Raw genomic sequence first — 19,019 nt, forward strand, 5'->3', positions numbered from 1 at the left:
TTACTCTTTTCCAGATAGGTATGAAATTTTTCCCTTTCTCGCTTTTTTTACCTGTAAATGATATTCTTTTAACTTTCTATATAGGGTTGTTCTTGATATCTGCAGGATTTCTTCCATCTCCTGCCGTGTGTACCCAAGCTCTACCATCCTCCGTATCTGCTGCTCTTCCATTTCTTTTACAGAAGCCATCCTTGGGCGAAATTCCTTATCATAAAAATTGATTTCTTTTCCCTTATAGCTTCCATCCCGCACGATACACTCAAGAATCGTTTCCAGCATCCCTAAAGGAACACTTCGGCAATCCGACCAGATCCTTTCCATCAAAGACACGTTCACAATATCCTTCTTCCTGCGGGTGCAATAGATTTTGTTATAGTACCGAAGTCCGGCGGCACAGTATTTCATAAAAAACTGTTTATTATTGTGGATGGTTGTTTCTGGACAAAGTATATGCTCTGATATTATCTGATAAAGTTTTTTACTGAAAGTATTTTCTTTTGCGAACACTCCTAAATCCATAATTGTACAGAATATAAACCTTACATTCACCGCTATAAAGCGTCCGCTTGAAATTTCCAGCTTTCCAGTCCGCATTATCTCTGCAAATTTATCCTGTAGATAAAGAGGCATCTGTTCCGGCTGTACAATCACCAGAATCCCACCATCCATATTTCTTACAACACCATACTCTCCTAATAAATAACTGTCCATCAAATCCCTGTATACATTTTGCATATAAATAATTTTAATTGCATTCAGTCTGCGGTTTGAGTGGTTGGCAATTCCCTTTGCCAGCAATTCATTCATCGCCTGTTCTTCTCCGCAAATCAACAAATGTGAATCCAGCTCTGCATATTTTGCAGCAATCTCCGTCCACTCACTTTCCATAAATTTTTCCAGCCATGGCAGTGTTACGATGGTTCCTGGTACAAAAGTCAGCGAATTGGTACTTATATTTTTATGAGGACGCAAACTGAAAATTAGGCCGTATTGGCCTTCGGTAATACTTACCTGTTTCCGATTCAGCAGCCCATAAAAATTTTGTCCGTAATGATTGATGGTAACCTTTAAATTTTCTACGCTATAGCTTTCATCGATCCATTGGATAAATTCCGGATACACTTTGCAGATATTTTTTCCAATGAGTCCTGCATCAACGTAAAATTCTTCTTTAAAAGAATGATTTATATAAATAACATTTCCGTAAATATCCGTATAAAGAACCGCATCTTCCATCAGATCCAGAATTGATTCAATCTGCAAAATTTTCTGACGTAGCCCTTTTTTTTCAATATGATTTATCATTCGCACAGCTACCAGATCCGCCATATTTTCCATAAATGTAATAGTGGAATCTATGGTTTCAAACAGTGTTTTTACTCTGCTTTTCGGAAGAATCAAAGCAATCACACCCAGCACCTGTTTTTCATATCGGATGGGTACACCTACAAATCCCTGTATTTTACAGCTTTCAAACTGCTCACATTCCCGGCAGCTTGGAATCTGCCTTTTATTTTCTATCAGGAGATTATGATTATTGATAAGCACATCTGATATTAAAGATCCGATCTTAATATCTTTATAAAGGGAAAAATATTTGAATTTACTTCCAACAATATCCATGTTAGAATCTGTGATAATCACATCTGTATCCACTATGTCAGAAATTACAACTGCAAAATTATCCACAAAGCTTCTAATTTTTCCCAGTAAACTACTCATATTAAGACCTCCGCTTATAAAGAAATAGGCTATCATAAGTTTTACTCATAATAGCCGATATCTCTTATTTCTTGCTAATTCTCACTTCGCAGACATCTTCACCATTTGCAATTGTTTTTCCAAGGTAGAAATCATAGTTCATTTTTTCACAGATTCCCCGGTCGCCATCCATGGCAATGTCACAAAGTACAGAACACTCTTCATCAGTTGCACCGAGTTTTTTCCATGCTGCAACCAATGGACAATAATGAAAGTCTACACTAAGTTTATCATCTGTGCAAGTATCTTCCATTTGGAAAATTTCTTTTACATTATCATTGATGAATTCTTTATGGAATACATGAAGGTCATCTGTATGCGTATATTTTGTTTCCCCATGGAAACGGCCACATTCTAAAATTGCTTTATGTGCAAATTCATCACTTAATCCTGCTTTTTTGCCTTCCTTGTACATAAGATACATCCATGTCGCTCTATGCTCAAAAGCTCCTCTCATATCCTTGATGTGCTGGCTTTTTGTTTCTGGTACATTCTTAATCATTTGTTTTTCCTCCTGAAAATATAATAATATTAAAACACTACATAAGCTTTTCTGCCACATAATCCATTAATGTACTGATTTGATAAGACATTGTAATAGCACCTGGATCCAGATGGCCTACCCCTTTATTTGCCTGGTAAGTTGCTCTTCCTCGGACGGCTTTCATATTTTTTGTATTTTCTGCCCCATCTATTGCAGCTTTTTTTACAACTTCACATAAGGTTTTTTCGTTGCTTCCGTTTTCAATACAGCTTTTGTATGCTTTTACTGCTGGTGCCAAGCTGTCAATCATTGTTTTAAAACCTTCCTGCGCCTGCCCCCTGGAAATAATTGCATTTAACATTGCTTCCAAAACATCATACAACTCCTGTTTTCCCAGTACCTCTTTTCCCTTCACTGCTTTTGCAGCAGCAAGGTATGCACTGCCATATAAAACTCCCGAAGATCCGCCAATAACCGCCATCATACTTTTTCCAATGGCTTTCAGCTCATCACTGATATTCATGGAGGCAAGTGCTTCTATATCTGCCACGAGCTTTTCAAATCCCATATTAATATTAGACCAATGATCTCCATCGCCAGTTGCAAGGTCAAGCTCTGTTACATAATCACCATTCACACGAATTACTTCATAAGTACGTTTAACATATTCTGCATAATCTGCAGCTGTCAGTACAAATCCCATGTTCCCATCTCCTTTATTTAAAGTTTGAATGCCGGTGTGTCGCACGGTGCGTCCAAAAGCTCTTTTAGTTCATCATCCAGCTTCATCAATGTAAGAGAGCACCCCGTCATATCTAAAGCAGTTGTATAATTTCCCACAAATGTTTTGTATGCTTTGATCCCTTTTTCTTCCAAAACCTTCTGAACCTCTCCATTTAAGATATATAATTCCATCAACGGAGTTCCGCCCAGTCCGTTTACAAGTACTGCGACCTCACTGTCTGAATAATCGTAATCTTCAAGAATTTTACCAAGAAGAATTTCTGCAATTTCTTTTGCTGTTTTCACCGTTGTTTTTTCCACACCCGGCTCCCCATGAATTCCCATACCTATTTCGATTTCATTGTCTCCTAGTACAAATCCAGACTTCCCTACTGCTGGAAGAATGCATGGCGTCATTGCCATACCCATGCTTCTGATATTTGCAATGGCATGCTCTGCCGCCGCCTTTACTTCCTGCAAGGAAGCACCTGCCTCAGCTTTTGCACCTGCAATTTTATGTACAAATACAGTTCCGGCGATTCCCCGCCTTCCCGTAGAATACGTGCTGTCCGGAACTGCTACGTCATCTTTTACCACAACAGTTTCTACTTCAATATCGTCTGCATCTGCAAGATCAGCTGCTAGCCCAAAATTCATGATGTCGCCAGAATAGTTTTTAATTACAAGTAAAACACCTTTTCCTGTTTCCATTTTTTCAATGGCTACACCGATTCGATCCGGGCTAGGAGAAGAGAACACATTTCCCGAAACTGCCGCATCCAGCATACCAGTTCCGACAAAGCCTGCATGAAGGGGCTCATGTCCAGCACCGCCGCCAGAAATAATTGCAACCTTCGTTCCTTTTTCTTTGCGGGAAATCACTTCTGCTCCCGGTGTGTAATCCAATTTGTCTGCATAAGCAAACTGCATTCCCTTCAGTGCCTCGCTTACTACATCTGCCGGATGATTGATAATTTTTTTCATTTTATCGATTCCTTTCTTTAACCAATTCCCAGATAAGCTCTTTTAATCTGCGGATCCGATGCGATTTTTTTTGCATCACCACTCATTGTAACTTTTCCATTTTCAATTACATAAGCACGATCAGATGCTGAAAGTGCTATATTTGCATTCTGTTCGATTAACAAAATGGTAACGCCCTGTTTGTTAATCTCCTTAATCATATCAAAAATCATTAAAACGAAATTTGGTGCAAGCCCCAATGAAGGTTCATCCAAAAGCAGTAGCTCCGGACTGGACATCAAGGCTCTTCCTACTGCAAGCATCTGCTGTTCACCGCCGGAAAGCGTTCCCGCCTGCTGTTTATAGCGTTCCTTCAATCTTGGGAACAGATTATAAACTCTGTCGTAACCCGTAGCAATCTCACCTTTATTTTTTACAATATAAGCCCCCAACCTTAAATTTTCCTCTACAGTCAACTCCGGGAATACTTCTCGTCCTTCTGGAGAAATACTAATCTTCATCTTCGTCATGGAATGGGTCGGTGCCTGCGTAATTTCTTTTCCATTAAAAACAATCGCGCCCTGCTTTGCTCTCGTTACTCCGATGATTGAAGTTAAAAGTGTTGTTTTTCCAGCACCATTGCTTCCAATTAAAGAAACAACCTCACCTTTTTCCACTTCCATATTAATTCCCTTCAGAGCGTGAATTGCACCATAATAGGTATGTAAATCATTAATTTTCAGCATCATTTTGTACCCCTCCCAAATATGCCTCGATAACCTTCGGATTATTTGCAATTTCAATCGGAAGCCCCTGAGCAATTGGTTTTCCATGATCAATTACATAAATTCTGTCTGAAATGTTCATAACCACACTCATGTCATGTTCAATCATCAAAATGGTGTATCCCTGATTTTTCAATTTATTAATAAATTCCATCAATTCTGCGGATTCCTGCGGATTCATTCCCGCAGCTGGTTCATCCAATAAAATCAACTGTGCACCAGTAGCAATCGCTCTGGTAATTTCAAGCTTCCTCTGCTCTCCATAAGGAAGGTTTGCTGCATAATCATCTCTTCTGGAATCCAGATCGATGGCTTTTAACAATTGGATTGCTTCCGCTGTTTTCTGGTCTTCCTCTTCCCTGAATTTCTTTGTTCTAAAAATAGAATCCCAAAATCCATACTTTGTTTTAATATGTGCACCAACCAGTACATTTTCTATCACTCTTAAGTCCAAAAATAATCGAATATTCTGAAAAGTCCTGGAAATTCCTGCTTCTACAATATGTTTCGGTTTTTTATTTTGAATTTCTTCACCTTGGAATACAATGCTTCCTTCATCTACTTCATATACACCTGTCAACATATTAAAGACGGTTGTTTTTCCTGCACCATTAGGGCCGATAATACTTATTACTTCTCCACAGTTTACTTCGAAGCTTACATGATCAACTGCGACAATACCACCAAAGCGTTTGGTTATATTTTTTACCTCTAATAATAATTTTTTCTCAGCCATCTCATCACTCCTCTGTTTCCTGCCATAATTTCAAAGGTGCATTCTCATCCATTGCATTGATTTTTTCCTGCACATTTTTTGTCAGGCGATATGGCAAGGTCGATTTCCATCCCAAAATACCCTGTGGCCGAAACCTCATCATAACGACAAGAATGATTCCATAAAGTACAAATCGATATTCCATCAAAAAACGGGAAACTTCCGGAAGAGCAATCAAAATGCCTGCACCGACAAACATACCGCGGATAGTCCCCATCCCACCTAAAATAACCACACTGAGAATCATTGTAGAAACATCAAAGTTAAAGGTATTCGGATCAATATATCCAATCAGACTTGCATATAAGGAACCGCCCAGTGCACAAATACATGCTGAAATAACAAATGCAAAAATCTTATAGTTTGTAATATTAATCCCCATCATGGTACTTGCCATTTCGTCTCCACGAATTGCCTGCAATGCCCGTCCCAATTTTGAACGAACAATCGCAAGACAAAATATCGCAACCAAAACTACAAATACTAGTGTTAAATAATACATTCCCTTATTTGAGATTGTAAATGGAACTCCAAACAGGGATGCCTTCGGAATATTTTTTATTCCGAGGGTACCGTTTGTCACACTGCTCCAGTTCATTGCAACCATTTTTATAATTTCTCCAAATCCAAGGGTAATAATTGAAAGATACGTTCCCGACACCCGTAATGTCGGTAATCCAAGTACTACACCAATCAAACCTGCAACTGCCATTCCGCATAGTGTTGCTGCAAAAAAATTCAGCTCAAGCCTTACTGCACACAAGGATGCTGTATAAGCTCCAATCGCTACGAATCCCGCATGTCCTAAAGATACCAGGCCCGTGTACCCAGTTAACATATTTAACCCCATTGCAAAGATTGCATAAATCCCGATTTTCACAATCACTGTCAGCAGATACTGGTTGTTTAAAATAAACGGAAGGGCAAGCAGTACGGCTGTTAAAGCAAGCGAAATTATTTTTTTATACTTTTCTGTAAAAACTTCAAATTCATGTAAAAAACTTTTATTTTTATTTTTCATTGACCTTACACCTTTGTAATTCCTTTCCGTCCAAAGAGACCACGAGGTCTTACAATCAGAACAATAATTAAAATTACAAATGCAATGGAATCACGGTAAGTAGAGCCTAAAAAGGTAGCCGCCATACTTTCTGATACTCCGATAATCAGACCTCCCAAAAGTGCTCCCGGTAAACTTCCGATTCCTCCAAGCACTGCTGCTGCGAATGCTTTTAAACCAGCCATAAATCCCATATTCGGATATACAATCTGATAGTACCCGCCCACCAACACACCTGCAATTGTTGCAGAAATCCCTGCCAGGAAGAAAGTAAAAGAAATTACAAAATTTACATTCACACCCATCATATTTGCTGCTTTTGCATTCTGTTCACTTGCACGCATTGCCAAACCAATTTTTGTCTTATATACGATGAACACCAGGAGCAGCATGAGGCTTAAGGATACTACACACATTATAATCTGTGTGTAAGAAATCGTGATGCTCCCAAGTTGAACAGCTCCCTGTCTAAATAATTTCGGAAAGCTTCTTTTTTCCGAACCTAGAAAAACAATCATCAGGTTTGTTACGATATTTGAAATACCAATTGTAGTAATCAAAGAAGCAATCGGCAAAGATTTCTTTTTTCGTAACGGCTCAAGTGCCATTTTATCAATGGTAACCCCCAAGATTCCAGTTAAAATCATACTGGCTAAAATTCCTGGAACAATCCCAAATTTCATTCCGATAAACACCATAGCCATCTCAGCACCGAAAGCGTAAATTGCACCATGGGAAAAGTTAACCAGTCTTAAAATACCAAATACCAATGAATAACCAACTGCAATTAGGGCATATCCCATTCCCAGAGCCAAACCATTAAAAAATTGTTGTATTAACATGAGATATCCTTTCTCCTGGCATCTTACAAAAGATACCCGGTTTTCAACTTACTTCTTTTGCATCAGATCAATTCATTTTTACAAATTTTCCATTTTGAATTGTTACTTTTACGAATTCCTTATCGACGTCACCAATGGAGTCAAATTTTGTAAATCCTGTTACGCCTTCGTATTCGATTTCATATAATTTAGCCTTCACTACTTCGGAGTCTGTGGAGCCTGTTTCCTCAATTGCTGTTAAGAGCATTCCCACAGAATCATAAGCCTGGGAGGTTAATGCAGATGGTGCTGAGCCATATTCTGCGGTATAAGCTTCTACATAATTTCTTACATTCTCATCTTCTGATTCAGAGAAGAAGATTACCGGGAACCGAACACCTTCAACTGCTTCTCCGCCAAGTTCAATCAACTGCTGGCTATAAGCATTGGAGAATGCAACAATTTCTATTTCCGGGTTAATCTGTTTGTACTGTTTTGCAACCGGTGCAACTAAGTTGTACATCCCACAGCAAATTACAACATCTGCACCTGCTTCATCAAGCTTTGTAATGGCTGATGTATAATCATCCGATCCTTCCATAACCTCTTCATGAGCAACTACCTTCGCCTCTGCATCACCGCTGTCTGCAATCAAGCCTTTTACGATTTCTGCTGTATTGGTTCCCCAGTCTGTCATGATAGAGATAATGCCTATGTTCTTTTTTTCTAAATCGTTAATTGCAATATCTACAGATGCTGCACCTTCTTTTGCAATAACTGTATTGTTCCTGAAAATGTAATCACCGATTCCTGAATAGTCCGCATGAGAAGAGGATGGAGAGATTTCAATAATCTGATTTTCCTGATAAATCGGAGCGGCTGTCATACATACGCCCGATGCGAAATGTCCAATTACACCTGCTACTTTTTTATCAGAAACAATTTTCTGTGCAATTGTAGTTGCTTCTTCTGACGTGTTCTTGTCATCAAATTTTACGATTTCAATCTGTTTTCCTAATACTCCACCCTTTTCATTCCATTCCTTTGCCATTAATTCTGCTGCATTTGCAAATCCTATGCCGTATTCTGCGTTATCTCCGGTCATCGGTCCTGCCACTGCAATTTGAATCGTTTCTCCTGAATTTCTTTCCGAAGATCCCTCTTCCTTTTCTGTTTCTCCGCATCCGGACAGACAGCTAATCACCAGAGCTGTCGTAAGCACTGCACTTAAAAGTTTCTTTTTCATAGTTTTTTATTTCCTTTCTTACGTATTTTGATAATTGAATTATAGCATTCTATTTATTAAGTTTTCAATCTGTTTTATGCATTTTGTATATTTTCGTTACTTTATTATATTATTTTTTAAGCTTTTATTACAAAAATATTTGGTTTTTATGCATAACTCACAACATTTCCATATACTATTGTTTCATTCTGAAACATTTCATTTTTTAACAATATGTGAATTCCATCTTAAGCAGCAAAAAGGACGATCCTCCCTCACTTCTTTTTTAAGTATGGAAAATACTGTAATTTTATGTTATATTATACATAGCGAGGGTTTTATGTTGGCAGCTGCAACAGAAAAGAAGCGTTTGCAAGACTGGAGCAGTTACGCAGGAAAGAAAAAGTTCATTGATGCCGGATCGAAAAATAATATTGCATTGTCTAAGACGGCGAATGGGACATTACAATGCAGTGTTATTGATCCGTTTGGTATTTGCTTTACTATGTTATGTTAATAAAGGGGAATGGTTTTGAAAACAGATAAAAGATATACCGCTTGGGAAATGGCAGCTTTCTTTTTGTCAAAGATATGGGAGAACAATCGAAAACTTTTGATTATTTCATTGCTTCAAATTCCGATTTTGGTATTCTCGCCTTATCTCAATCTGCTTATGCAGAAGTTAATTATTAAGGGAATTACGGAACATTATGAAATTCTTAGCTTTCTCTTAGTTATCATAATAGGATATACGGTATTGATTGTGGTACAGGCATTGTCGGAATGGCTGGCGGGACGTTCCGAATGGTACAATCGAGTTTTAGTCAACACCTTGTTAAAGTTTATTGATGAAAAAACATTAAATTCGGATTACATAAATATAGAAAGTGCTATTGGCCAGGAAAAACGTCAAAAAGCGTTAAATTCGGTATATAACGGTGGTCAACGGCTATTTTCGGTATGCGTTTCTTTAGCGGTTAATTTTTCGGGCTTTCTTCTTTATGGAATTACCGTATGCTCTTATAAAGAGGAGCTTTTTGTAATTGTTGTTATTACTGCACTTTTAGGATATTTTTTTACTACAGGGCAGCATAAATATGAGCAGAATCAAAAGGATGGGATAGCAAAAGAAGACAGAAAATTAAAGTATTTGGAAGCGGAATCGGTTTCTACAAGGGCGGGGAGAGAAATTCGCCTTTATCAAATGCAGGATATGCTACTAGGAATCTATCATAAAGCTGTTATGGGAAGACTCAATATAGAAGAACGGATTGCTAAAGGTAGGCTATTTGCTGATATGAAAATTCATTTTATATCTTTGTTAAGAAATAGCTGTGCTTATGTTTTTCTAATTATTATGGTAGATAAGAGAGAAATTCGGGTAGAAGATTTTGTACTTTTAATTGGTATGGTATCAGGATTATCTGCATGGATTTCCAATTTTATGATGAATTTTGCCGATTTACGCAAAATGTTTCTATTTTTTCAGGACTTTTTTGAATATATTGAGATGTCTGATGAATACGATAATTTAGCGGAAGAGCAAAGAATGAAATCCTCATTTTGTGTCAGGTTTAAGGATGTATGTTTTTCTTATAATGGTTTAGAGGAGGACACCTTACATCATATTAATCTTACCATTCATTCCGGTGAAAAATTAGCACTTGTCGGAAACAATGGAGCAGGAAAAACGACATTGGTTAAGCTTATGACGGGGCTTTACAGACCTACAAGAGGTCAGATTTTAGTCAATGATATCGACATTTCAAAATATAGCAAGGAAGAATATTATAAATGTCTTTCTGCCGTTTTTCAGGAGATTTTAATTTTGCCTGTCAGTATTGCACAGAATATATCTTCGAGAACAGTTGAAAAGACGGATATTGATAAAGTGCTTCATTGCCTGAAAAGAGTAAATTTGGCAGAACGGATGGAAGCGCTGCCGAAGTCTTTAGATACTTTACTTAACACGCAGGTAAGAAGTGAAGCTATTGATTTATCCGGCGGAGAGGGACAGCGTTTAATGATTGCAAAGGCTTTCTATAAAGATAGTAATTTTATTGTTTTAGATGAACCTACCGCAGCACTGGATCCGATTGCTGAGAGCAAAATTTATGAGGAATATAATCGTTTGGCAGACACTAAAACATCGTTGTTTATCTCTCATCGTCTTGCCAGCACTCGTTTTTGTGACCGAATCATTCTGCTTGATGGTGGCAGAATCGTAGAGGAGGGGAACCATAGCTTTCTCTTAGAACAAAAAGGATTGTATTACAGAATGTTTACAGAGCAAAGTAAATATTATAGAGAGGATGAGATTTCCGGTTTATGAATATTACGATAAGAACAATAAAAATGATACAAAAACAAGTACCGCTTCTGCTTCCTTTAACGTTGATTTATTCTCTTTTTTTCATAATGAAACCATTCGTTATTTTTCAGTTTTCAGGGATGATTGTAAACGAGTTATATGAAAGTAGAGAATTAAGAAAGGTATTCATCACTGTCGGAATATTTGTTTTAGTAGTGCTTGTGAATGATTTGATAATTGCTTTTCTTGCTGGCAGAAAAAATGTTTTAATTGCTACATTGACATATAAACAGGATCTCATGCTTGCGAAAACGGCAATGAATATAGATTATGATAAGCTGGAAAACAGTGATATACAGACACTTTTAGAAAATATAAAGCAAAGTAAATTTCAGCGTGGGGATTTTTTCTTAACAGAAATTCATTTGATCGAAAAGTTTCTCATAGGCATTTTTACAATAACGGCAGCACTGATTCAGATTCCGAAAATCATATTGATTGATACGAGTGTTCTTGGGATTCCTTCTTTGGTAATGACAATGATGCTCTTTGCTTTATTTAGTATTTTATCATGGTTATCCATTCTATCTGCTAAAAATAGTATCCGTCACAGTAAGAATATTTTTGCCAGATTTGGAGAGGTGGCGGGAGTTAATCGGATTTTTGGCTTTTATCGTAAAGAAATTTTTCAGAATTATCGATATGGAAAAGATATTCGTATTTTTGGAGAACAGGAACTTATCAATCATGAATTTGATGAATGCAAAAATACAGTAAGAAAATTTATGGAGGGATTGGGAGATGAAGAAGGTAGGTTCCGTGTCAAGAATACAATCATTACAACATCGGTGATTGGGATTGTTTATCTGTTTGTCGGGCTTGAGGCTTATTATGGAATGATTCGTATTGGCGATGTTGTAAAATATGTGGGAATCATCTCGCAGTTTCTGATTGGAATTAATGATAATGTTCGTGCAGTTATTGATTTGGAGTTAAACAGAAAATTTCTTGAACAGTATTATAAATTTCTTGATATGAATGGTGAACATAATAAAAATAACTTTTCCATAAATACAATTAAGGAAGTGTTAAATAGCGACTTTGAAATAGAGTTTCATGATGTTTCTTTTCAATATCCGAATGCTGAAAAATGGGCAATTCGCAATCTTTCTTTCCGTATGAGAAAGGGAGAGCATATAGGGGTTGTCGGGGAGAACGGTTCGGGAAAAACAACCTGTATTCGTCTTTTATGCCGCCTTTATAAACCGACAAGTGGAATGATAACAATCAATGGAATTGATATTCAGACTTATCCGTTTGAGGATTATGTTCATCTGCTTTCTGTGGTTTTTCAGGATTTTAAACTCTTTTCTATTAAACTTTCTGAAAATCTTACCGTAAGTGATAATGTAGATAGAAAGAAAGTCATGGAGGTATTAGAAGATACCGATATGTTATCCCGTATTAATTCCATGCAGGGCGGAATAGATACTTATTTATATTATGATTTCTCCTCAAACGGAGTTGAATTGTCCGGTGGAGAAGCACAAAAAATTGCGATAGCAAAAGCATTATATAAGAACGCACCGTTGTTTATTATGGACGAGCCGACTGCTGCACTTGATGCTATGGCAGAAGCTGAAATATATAGAGGGTTTCATACGATGATGGTAGATAAAACCTTCCTTGTTATTTCACATAGATTATCGAGTTGTATCTTCTGTGACCGTATTTTAGTATTTTGCGAGGGGGAATTGGTAGAGAATGGAAGTCACACTCAATTATTATTGGAAGAAGGAATATATAAAAAATTGTGGCATGCTCAGGCTGAAAATTATAAAGAGAGGGTAACTATTTAGTCTATATCGTTGTATTAAACTATACTTAATTAATCATCTTGTATAAAAAATTAAGGATAACTGCAAAAGTAGACAAGATTGTTAGCCGTACATTAATGGACGTCAAAAATTGGGGATATTGTTTTTGGTTCAAACTTTTAAAAGTTCATCTGTAAGCGTCAAGTCAAGCACGCCTACCAAACCTCTTTGTATAGATATATAATCCTCTCCATAGGAGGTATTTATAAATGCGAACAAGAAAAACCAAAGAAGAGAAATTCAGATTAATAGCCGATTACAAGGCAAGTGGTCTGTCAATGGCTAAATGGTGCGATGCTAATGGCATTCCTGCTTCAACATTAGCCGGCTGGCTTCGTGGTAAAAATACTAATACCACAAAGCCTAAAAACAAAGCCAAATTTGTTGAAGTATTATTTTGGATTACTTGAAAATACTTTGAGGGTGGTGAGCCAGCTTAATGTTTGAATACAGCGATTATAAAATCATTCTCTGCTGTGGAGCCACTGACATGAGAAAAAGTTAAAGGCTGGAAAACATAACATTATGTGGATGTCTGGTTCATGCAAAGAGAAAATTCCACGAGGCATTGATAGCAAGTCCTGATAATGAGATTGCAAAGAAGGGAGAAAACTACATTCTTAAACTTTTTGCCGTAGAAGACTTTGCTGATAAAGAACAGAGCAGAATAAATCCAGAGCTATATTTGATGAATTTTATGAAATCCAGCTAAGTAACAATCTTGCTGAGCAAAGTGTGAAACCATTTGTGATAGGCCTGAAAAACTGACTGTTTTCCAATACTGCCAATGGAGCAACATCATCAACCATCATATATAGTATCATACAGACAGGCATAGCTAATGATCTGATACCCCAGAAGTATCCGGAGTTTTCTATGCGTGCTTGAATTGACGCTTACTTATGAACTAAGCAACACCTTGTATTATTCGGTAGAGACGACAACGGAATATCTGAGCCTGGAAAAAGATCGGGCGGACCGTGGTGAAATCGGAAAGCATCCTCCCTGCACAACATCTTGCTTTATCTGAAATACTTTCACATATTTCTAAAAGAAGTGGATGTTCCGGCTCCGGATTGCATCGATCTGTTTTCATATGAAGAAAAATCAAGAGTTTCTATAAGATTCGGTATAATCTATTTTTCGGTATAACCACTTTGTAAAAATACTTTTATTGTCTTCTGTATTCAGAAATTAGTTCCTCTGTCAAATATTCATCACTCATACAGTGCAGATCAGATACCCCTTCACTGATTAGACGATAAATAGTTGAGCGATAGAAAAAACTGAGAGCATCGTCTAAAGAAAGATTTTCTTTTTCTGAAAAATGCACGATAATTCTGGCATATTTTTTTTGTAATAAAATAGGATTGGCGATCAAATCTGTTCACTCCCCTCATAGTGTAGGTACTTGCTAAGTGCTTTCTGTGTCCGGAAACATATTTGCAAATTCGGCTTTTCATAGCGCAGGCGGCGGATGGCTTCTCTCTTGTCGATCAGGTTGTCAAAGTAAAGCTCAACAGTATTAAATACCTTGTCGTTTGCGACACCGCCAATTACTATATCATAATCTGCCGCATCATTTCCCGTTCTGCACTTCAGTATGAAATCAAGCCATTCTTCAGAGTAGCTGTCAAACTTTAGAACCTTGAGTTCCAGCAATGCGTTTTCATCAAGGTTGTAACGAGAAACAATTCCGCTTTTTCCACGGCGCTTAAATTTTTCACACCACTTTACCGCCTGATTGTAAATAGGGGTAGTGTAAAAGCCATGCCCAAAATCCAAATTAGCTCTGGAATGTACTAAATCCGGAGTTTGAATCTCCAGATAGGAGCCGTGATATAAAATCATAATTGTATACCCCTTTCTTCCATCATGCTGATAATATCATCAACGATGTAATCTTTACTTTGGGTATGCAGCATCTCATACTCTGGTATGATATAACTGCTCAAAATATCGCTTTTCTCAGTCAACGTCTGATAAATTTCTTCGGCATTTTTCCCAAGTCTGATAGCAATATTTTCAATACAGTATACAGCAAATTCCAGCTCATCTGCATTCCTTATTTTAGCGTTATCCAACATGGTTGGAGCACCTCCTGTTATTGATATTCAAGATAATCTTGTGAACTACCCATTGTCTAAAGCCAATGGGCTTCCTGCTTCATCGACTTCGCAACCTACTATCTCCACAGGCGTTAATTCGGGCAGTCCCTGCCCTATATATTTCTTTATGTGCTAACTGTCTTTGCAGTTTTTTAGCTTCCTTTCCTGTTTTGCCAGTATTCTTGGATTATCATATTTCCGTCCATCGGATGTGATACATAATATTTTCCACTTGCCACCTGTGATACGGTTGCTGATTTTATCTGACCAGAAAATTCTCTGTGCAGTTTTGACTTTACTTCTTTTAACTTGGGTACAAAATCTACTGCTATAATTCCCTGTTGCAGTAATTATTGCAGTCTGTTTTTCCGGCAGACTTTTTCTCTTTCTCATATTTTTCCTTCCTGTATACCAAAGTCTGATTATAAACAAAACGGCAACAGCCAAATGTTTTTGCTATCTGTACTTTCTGCTCATTATTCGGATATATTCTGTATTTATATGCTTTTAACATCAACTATCACCGCCTTACCTGTTGCTATCCCTGATTTTCTATGTATTTTCGGAACATTTCTTCTGTAACATTCCCCACACTACACGCAAAATATCCGTCTGCCCAAAAAGATATGGTCTTTATCTGTCCCATATATCTAATAATGACTTTGTGCTTTTGACATATCTCATAAGAAAACCATGTTTCCATAGTACAAGTATATCATGAAACTCTACTTTTGGCTACCTTTACCCATCGTCTAATGCCAGTGGGATTACGGTAGCCCTTTTTCAAATGCTTTGAAACGGCTTATTCAGCAACGACTTGATTATTTTTAATAGTTGTAAAGTGGTGTATCTAAATAGTACAAAACAAAATAAGCATGTGACTGCTGTAACTCAAGATCGTGCCTCTGCCTATGCGAAAGTCGTTGAAGAAATTCTTCCTGACTGTATGCAGATTGCGGATCGGATAATTGCGGAAGACCCAATGAGGGCCGGAATACTCACTCTGCACGATGGCCTGCCAAGGCTGTGGCACAGTTTTTTCTCTTCCTAAATCAAAAAGCAGTGGAAACCAAGTCCTGCAAGTAGTATTGTTAGGTCACCACCCTCAACCTTTATAATTCTGCCATCCGCTTTTATATGCATGATTGTAATCGAATATTTTGAATCTGTTTAACCATTTTCTTTTGATGAGTGCGTGAAAGGCCTCTATGCATGCATTATCTCATGGATATGCCTTTTTCGCTGTATAGGAAATTCCAATTTCTTATACAGTAAAAAAGCCGAAAGTCCTTGAAAACAAAGGCTTTCGGCGTTGCTTGCTGGCGTCGCTAAGAGGATTTGAACCTCCGGCCTACCGCTTAGGAGTAGACCCGATTCGACATCGGGGAGTGACATCTGATGCTAAAAAATGCTTGGAAATACAGGCTTTTTCAGCATTTTCAATCCCACCTGATACCACGCTGTGATAGCTGATTCAGAGGGATTTCACGTCGTCCGATTGGTTCGATTTTAGCAAGCCGTTCGATTTTTGGCGGACGTTGCGAGTACAATCTAATGTCACTATGTATCTGCTCGTTATGCGAAGTAATAGGAAATCCAAATCATTCAGGCACTACCGCAAGGTGATTCTTGCGGAGAATTAAGTGCTGTTACTATAGCATCTCAGCCCCATTTTTTCAAGCAGAAATCACTTGAAATTCAGCATATTTTTTCGGACTGAATCGCTATGTAAAAACAAAAAAGCAAGGGCAGAACCTTCTACGATTATGTAAAAGGATCTGCCCTTGCGGTTGTTATAAGGTCTTTGCCAGTGACTTCAAGAGTGCTGCCATTTCCGGATTTTGCAGGAGCTTCAGGAGCAACTCTTTATCATCTGTGGAGCTTTCCTGTGCAGCTGTCTGTACGGGTTCCGGTGCAGCCTGTCTGCCAGAGTAAAATGCAGCTTCCAGTCTTTCAGCGTTCAGCCTGCGGTCATCGTCGATGATATGGGAGTAAACATCCGCTACCATCTTGACCTGTGCGTGACCGGAATCACCCTGAACGGATTTCATATCGCCGCCGTTCAACTTCAGCTTATAGGTGATACTGGAGTGTCGGAGACTGTGGAAAACTACCTTCGGAAGTCCGTTCTCCTCAATCAGTTTGTTGAAGGCACGATTGATAGCCTGCCCCTCAATCGGCCTTCCGTTGGAAGAACAGAACACCAGATTGAAGTCGGTGAACTCGTCACCGAAAAGGTCTTTCAGTTCTTCGATTTCTGCCTTGCGCTGAACCAGCATTTCTGCCACAGTTCTCGGCAAAAAGACCTTGCGGACACTGGTTTTCGTTTTCGGGGTCTTGAGAACTAACGCCGTGTGAGTGTTTGCAAAGGTTGGTGGGAACTTGAACATGATGTCCTTTCCGTTCAGATCTGCCATCGCTTCACGATTTACTCTCTGCAACTCCTTTTCAACGAAGATGCTTGCCTGACCAAGTTCGATACTCGCAGGAGAAATGTCTACACAGTCCCAGGTCAGCCCCAGAAGCTCACCCATTCGCAGAGAACAGGAGAAAGCAAGGTTGATTGCCAGACGGAGAATATCATCGTCGCAGGCTTCCAGAGCCTTCAAAAGAACTTCCGCTGTCCAGATGTCTCTGGTCTTATGTTCTTCTTTCGGCAGCGTAGCGTGTTCTACGGGGTTTCTGGTCATCAATTCCCACTTCACCGCCTGATTGAATGCATTACGCAGAACCTTGTGAATCTCTCTGACCGTATGCGGTGTTAGATACTCGTTACGAGCTTTCACATACTTCGTAGACACAGCTTTTACAGTAAGCAAATCTCTGTAATACTTGTCCATAATTCTCGGAGAAACATCCTCCAGTTTCATATCACCGATAAGCGGACGAATATAATTGGCAATCAGGCTCTTTCTGCTTTCATAAGTAGACATCGCCCAGGTGTTTACACCATAGATGGACATATATTCTTCCAGAAGATCGTTTACAGTCTTGGCAGAGGGTGGAATAAAGGTTCCCGACTCCTGCTCATATTCGACCTGCAACTTTCTTTTCTTTGCTTCAACATTGGTGTCAAAGGTTTCCCATTTCTGACGCTTATTGCCGTTCTCATCGGTGTATGCATAGACCACAGAATACTTCTTTTTTCTCTTAACGATGGATGCCATGTAATCATCTCCTTTCCTGTCCATCCTCCGCTACTAATCTGTAGCGGGTCTGATTCTGATACCATTTTTCAAAACTCTCTTTGGTAGCTCGCTTATATCTGCCAACCTTGATAAGCTCAAAATCGCCATTGGCAACAATATAGTAGATGGTCTGACGATGTACTCCAAGCATTCTTGCCATTTCCGGCAGACCGTAGGTGGATGCCACAATGTCTGCATCCAGTTTTTGATCCTCTACCGTGCGATAATCGCTCTGGGATGCATACCATCTTTCAAAGCCCGCCTTGGTCACTCTACGCTTTCCCAGGGCTTCGACAATTTCAAAATGCCCTTTGGCAACCAGTTCTTAGGCAGTTGCTTCTTTCAGCCCAAGACGCTGACCAAGCTCCTCTACAGAATATGTAGTTTTCTTCAGTTCCTCACCGGGAGGGGTTCCATCGACCTTCTGGTATTTGAACTAGTTAGCATACCATTCCTCAAAACTGTCGATCATCACCCTCATGGTGTTGCCGACAAGAATGGTCTTGAAGTAATTTTTCTTAATGAGCCAGTAAGACTCAGTTTTGCAAAGGCCAAGCATCCTGCCCATTTCAGGGACAGACATACTCGTGCGTTTTCTTGTTTCTGCCATCGCACAACCTCCTAGTATAATAATGGTGTAGTCAATCAAGACTACTTAGTTTACAAGTTTCTATATATCAGATAACAGAAGAAGGTATTCTCCCTTCATCAGATGTTATCCTTAATAATTATCATGTCTGACGGTTCCTGATAGACACCAGATAAATCATACGGTATTATCCTTAAGGATAGGACAAAGAATGTAATTCTCCTTGGGAAGCTGATTCTTCAGCTGATACCTGTAAAAAAGTCAATTAGTCCATTCGACAGGGTTTTATGTTTTAGCTGGTTGGGAGCCGGATGGCTATACCTGTATAACACGCTAGGTTGTGTACCTG

Annotated in this window: 19 protein-coding genes and 3 pseudogenes; 5 read left to right on the forward strand and 17 right to left on the reverse strand. The window is 38.6% G+C overall.

Annotation, left to right across the window (positions count from 1 at the left end):
* The 9 genes and pseudogenes from ASU35_RS08800 to ASU35_RS08840 all read right to left on the reverse strand — a co-directional run bounded on the left by ASU35_RS08800 (position 1) and on the right by ASU35_RS08840 (position 8,618).
* Positions 1-1,722: a sigma 54-interacting transcriptional regulator gene (locus ASU35_RS08800; protein ID WP_058352658.1), complete on the reverse strand. Its 1,722-nt coding sequence runs from the start codon at positions 1,720-1,722 to the stop codon at positions 1-3.
* A 64-nt stretch (positions 1,723-1,786) separates the two neighbouring features.
* Positions 1,787-2,263: an L-2-amino-thiazoline-4-carboxylic acid hydrolase gene (locus ASU35_RS08805; RefSeq protein ID WP_058352659.1), complete on the reverse strand. Its 477-nt coding sequence runs from the start codon at positions 2,261-2,263 to the stop codon at positions 1,787-1,789.
* A 37-nt stretch (positions 2,264-2,300) separates the two neighbouring features.
* A complete protein-coding gene (gene dhaL, locus ASU35_RS08810; protein ID WP_058352660.1) occupies positions 2,301-2,948 on the reverse strand; it encodes a dihydroxyacetone kinase subunit DhaL in 648 nt (215 codons plus the stop codon).
* Positions 2,949-2,965: 17 nt separating this feature from the next.
* Positions 2,966-3,952 (reverse strand): dihydroxyacetone kinase subunit DhaK, encoded by a 987-nt coding sequence (dhaK, locus tag ASU35_RS08815; RefSeq protein ID WP_058352661.1) that lies wholly within the window; start codon positions 3,950-3,952, stop codon positions 2,966-2,968.
* Between the two features lie 239 nt (positions 3,953-4,191).
* Positions 4,192-4,764, reverse strand: a pseudogene (locus ASU35_RS08820) (ABC transporter ATP-binding protein); the annotation flags it as partial.
* A complete protein-coding gene (locus ASU35_RS08825) occupies positions 4,664-5,452 on the reverse strand; it encodes an ABC transporter ATP-binding protein (RefSeq protein ID WP_058352662.1) in 789 nt (262 codons plus the stop codon). The pseudogene ASU35_RS08820 and the gene ASU35_RS08825, both read right to left, overlap by 101 nt.
* Before the next feature lie 4 nt (positions 5,453-5,456).
* The gene (locus tag ASU35_RS08830) at positions 5,457-6,512 is read right to left on the reverse strand and encodes a branched-chain amino acid ABC transporter permease (protein WP_058352663.1); all 1,056 of its coding nucleotides are present in this window, start codon (positions 6,510-6,512) and stop codon (positions 5,457-5,459) included.
* 5 nt (positions 6,513-6,517) lie between these two features.
* Complete coding sequence (locus ASU35_RS08835) at positions 6,518-7,393, reverse strand: branched-chain amino acid ABC transporter permease (RefSeq protein WP_058352664.1); 876 nt, start codon at positions 7,391-7,393, stop codon at positions 6,518-6,520.
* 67 nt (positions 7,394-7,460) lie between these two features.
* On the reverse strand, positions 7,461-8,618 hold the full coding sequence (locus ASU35_RS08840) for an ABC transporter substrate-binding protein (RefSeq protein ID WP_058352665.1): 1,158 nt from the start codon (positions 8,616-8,618) through the stop codon (positions 7,461-7,463).
* 319 nt (positions 8,619-8,937) lie between these two features.
* Here ASU35_RS08840 and ASU35_RS19235 point away from each other — a divergent pair, with 319 nt between their 5' ends.
* The 5 genes from ASU35_RS19235 to ASU35_RS20710 all read left to right on the forward strand — a co-directional run bounded on the left by ASU35_RS19235 (position 8,938) and on the right by ASU35_RS20710 (position 13,497).
* Positions 8,938-9,114 carry a hypothetical protein gene (locus tag ASU35_RS19235; protein ID WP_156059393.1) on the forward strand — a complete coding sequence of 59 codons (177 nt, stop codon included), beginning with the start codon at positions 8,938-8,940 and terminating at the stop codon, positions 9,112-9,114.
* Positions 9,115-9,129: 15 nt separating this feature from the next.
* Positions 9,130-10,929 carry an ABC transporter ATP-binding protein gene (locus tag ASU35_RS08845; protein WP_058352666.1) on the forward strand — a complete coding sequence of 600 codons (1,800 nt, stop codon included), beginning with the start codon at positions 9,130-9,132 and terminating at the stop codon, positions 10,927-10,929.
* A complete protein-coding gene (locus ASU35_RS08850; RefSeq protein WP_058352667.1) occupies positions 10,926-12,767 on the forward strand; it encodes an ABC transporter ATP-binding protein in 1,842 nt (613 codons plus the stop codon). Before ASU35_RS08845 ends, ASU35_RS08850 begins: the two co-directional genes overlap by 4 nt.
* A 227-nt stretch (positions 12,768-12,994) precedes the next feature.
* The gene (gene tnpA, locus ASU35_RS08855) at positions 12,995-13,195 is read left to right on the forward strand and encodes an IS66 family insertion sequence element accessory protein TnpA (RefSeq protein WP_058352668.1); all 201 of its coding nucleotides are present in this window, start codon (positions 12,995-12,997) and stop codon (positions 13,193-13,195) included.
* 107 nt (positions 13,196-13,302) lie between these two features.
* Positions 13,303-13,497 carry an IS66 family transposase gene (locus ASU35_RS20710; RefSeq protein ID WP_423229979.1) on the forward strand — a complete coding sequence of 65 codons (195 nt, stop codon included), beginning with the start codon at positions 13,303-13,305 and terminating at the stop codon, positions 13,495-13,497.
* 459 nt (positions 13,498-13,956) lie between these two features.
* Here the strand turns inward: ASU35_RS20710 and ASU35_RS08860 are convergent, their stop codons facing one another.
* From ASU35_RS08860 to ASU35_RS20190, 8 genes and pseudogenes are all read right to left on the reverse strand, one after another.
* Entirely contained in the window at positions 13,957-14,166 is a 210-nt protein-coding gene (locus ASU35_RS08860) for a DUF3791 domain-containing protein (RefSeq protein ID WP_058352669.1), read from the reverse strand.
* Positions 14,163-14,636 (reverse strand): DUF3990 domain-containing protein, encoded by a 474-nt coding sequence (locus ASU35_RS08865; protein WP_058352670.1) that lies wholly within the window; start codon positions 14,634-14,636, stop codon positions 14,163-14,165. The genes ASU35_RS08860 and ASU35_RS08865 overlap by 4 nt, the downstream gene beginning before the upstream one ends.
* On the reverse strand, positions 14,633-14,872 hold the full coding sequence (locus ASU35_RS08870) for a DUF3791 domain-containing protein (RefSeq protein ID WP_058352671.1): 240 nt from the start codon (positions 14,870-14,872) through the stop codon (positions 14,633-14,635). Before ASU35_RS08870 ends, ASU35_RS08865 begins: the two co-directional genes overlap by 4 nt.
* 145 nt (positions 14,873-15,017) lie before the next feature.
* Positions 15,018-15,407, reverse strand: a pseudogene (locus tag ASU35_RS20920) (helix-turn-helix domain-containing protein); the annotation flags it as partial.
* Between the two features lie 24 nt (positions 15,408-15,431).
* Positions 15,432-15,515 (reverse strand): annotated as a pseudogene (locus tag ASU35_RS20925) (transposase); the annotation flags it as partial.
* A 1,171-nt stretch (positions 15,516-16,686) separates the two neighbouring features.
* On the reverse strand, positions 16,687-18,060 hold the full coding sequence (locus ASU35_RS08880; protein ID WP_058352673.1) for a site-specific integrase: 1,374 nt from the start codon (positions 18,058-18,060) through the stop codon (positions 16,687-16,689).
* 4 nt (positions 18,061-18,064) lie between these two features.
* Positions 18,065-18,352 carry a helix-turn-helix domain-containing protein gene (locus tag ASU35_RS20185; protein ID WP_242861241.1) on the reverse strand — a complete coding sequence of 96 codons (288 nt, stop codon included), beginning with the start codon at positions 18,350-18,352 and terminating at the stop codon, positions 18,065-18,067.
* A gap of 165 nt (positions 18,353-18,517) precedes the next feature.
* Positions 18,518-18,691 (reverse strand): helix-turn-helix domain-containing protein, encoded by a 174-nt coding sequence (locus ASU35_RS20190; protein WP_242861242.1) that lies wholly within the window; start codon positions 18,689-18,691, stop codon positions 18,518-18,520.
* Between the last annotated feature and the right edge of the window lie 328 nt (positions 18,692-19,019).

This window comes from Acetivibrio ethanolgignens (genome assembly GCF_001461035.1).
GTDB lineage: Bacteria > Bacillota > Clostridia > Lachnospirales > Lachnospiraceae > Velocimicrobium > Velocimicrobium ethanolgignens.

Bases quoted from the DNA above. Each gene is read 5' to 3' on its own strand.
- ASU35_RS08800 (WP_058352658.1), bottom strand. From the start codon at position 1,722: ATGAGTAGTTTACTGGGAAAAATTAGAAGCTTTGTGGATAATTTTGCA.
- ASU35_RS08805 (WP_058352659.1), bottom strand. From the start codon at position 2,263: ATGATTAAGAATGTACCAGAAACAAAAAGCCAGCACATCAAGGATATG.
- dhaL (WP_058352660.1), bottom strand. From the start codon at position 2,948: ATGGGATTTGTACTGACAGCTGCAGATTATGCAGAATATGTTAAACGT.
- dhaK (WP_058352661.1), bottom strand. From the start codon at position 3,952: ATGAAAAAAATTATCAATCATCCGGCAGATGTAGTAAGCGAGGCACTG.
- ASU35_RS08825 (WP_058352662.1), bottom strand. From the start codon at position 5,452: ATGGCTGAGAAAAAATTATTATTAGAGGTAAAAAATATAACCAAACGC.
- ASU35_RS08830 (WP_058352663.1), bottom strand. From the start codon at position 6,512: ATGAAAAATAAAAATAAAAGTTTTTTACATGAATTTGAAGTTTTTACA.
- ASU35_RS08835 (WP_058352664.1), bottom strand. From the start codon at position 7,393: ATGTTAATACAACAATTTTTTAATGGTTTGGCTCTGGGAATGGGATAT.
- ASU35_RS08840 (WP_058352665.1), bottom strand. From the start codon at position 8,618: ATGAAAAAGAAACTTTTAAGTGCAGTGCTTACGACAGCTCTGGTGATT.
- ASU35_RS19235 (WP_156059393.1), top strand. From the start codon at position 8,938: ATGTTGGCAGCTGCAACAGAAAAGAAGCGTTTGCAAGACTGGAGCAGT.
- ASU35_RS08850 (WP_058352667.1), top strand. From the start codon at position 10,926: ATGAATATTACGATAAGAACAATAAAAATGATACAAAAACAAGTACCG.
- tnpA (WP_058352668.1), top strand. From the start codon at position 12,995: ATGCGAACAAGAAAAACCAAAGAAGAGAAATTCAGATTAATAGCCGAT.
- ASU35_RS08865 (WP_058352670.1), bottom strand. From the start codon at position 14,636: ATGATTTTATATCACGGCTCCTATCTGGAGATTCAAACTCCGGATTTA.
- ASU35_RS08870 (WP_058352671.1), bottom strand. From the start codon at position 14,872: ATGTTGGATAACGCTAAAATAAGGAATGCAGATGAGCTGGAATTTGCT.
- ASU35_RS08880 (WP_058352673.1), bottom strand. From the start codon at position 18,060: ATGGCATCCATCGTTAAGAGAAAAAAGAAGTATTCTGTGGTCTATGCA.
- ASU35_RS20190 (WP_242861242.1), bottom strand. From the start codon at position 18,691: ATGGCAGAAACAAGAAAACGCACGAGTATGTCTGTCCCTGAAATGGGC.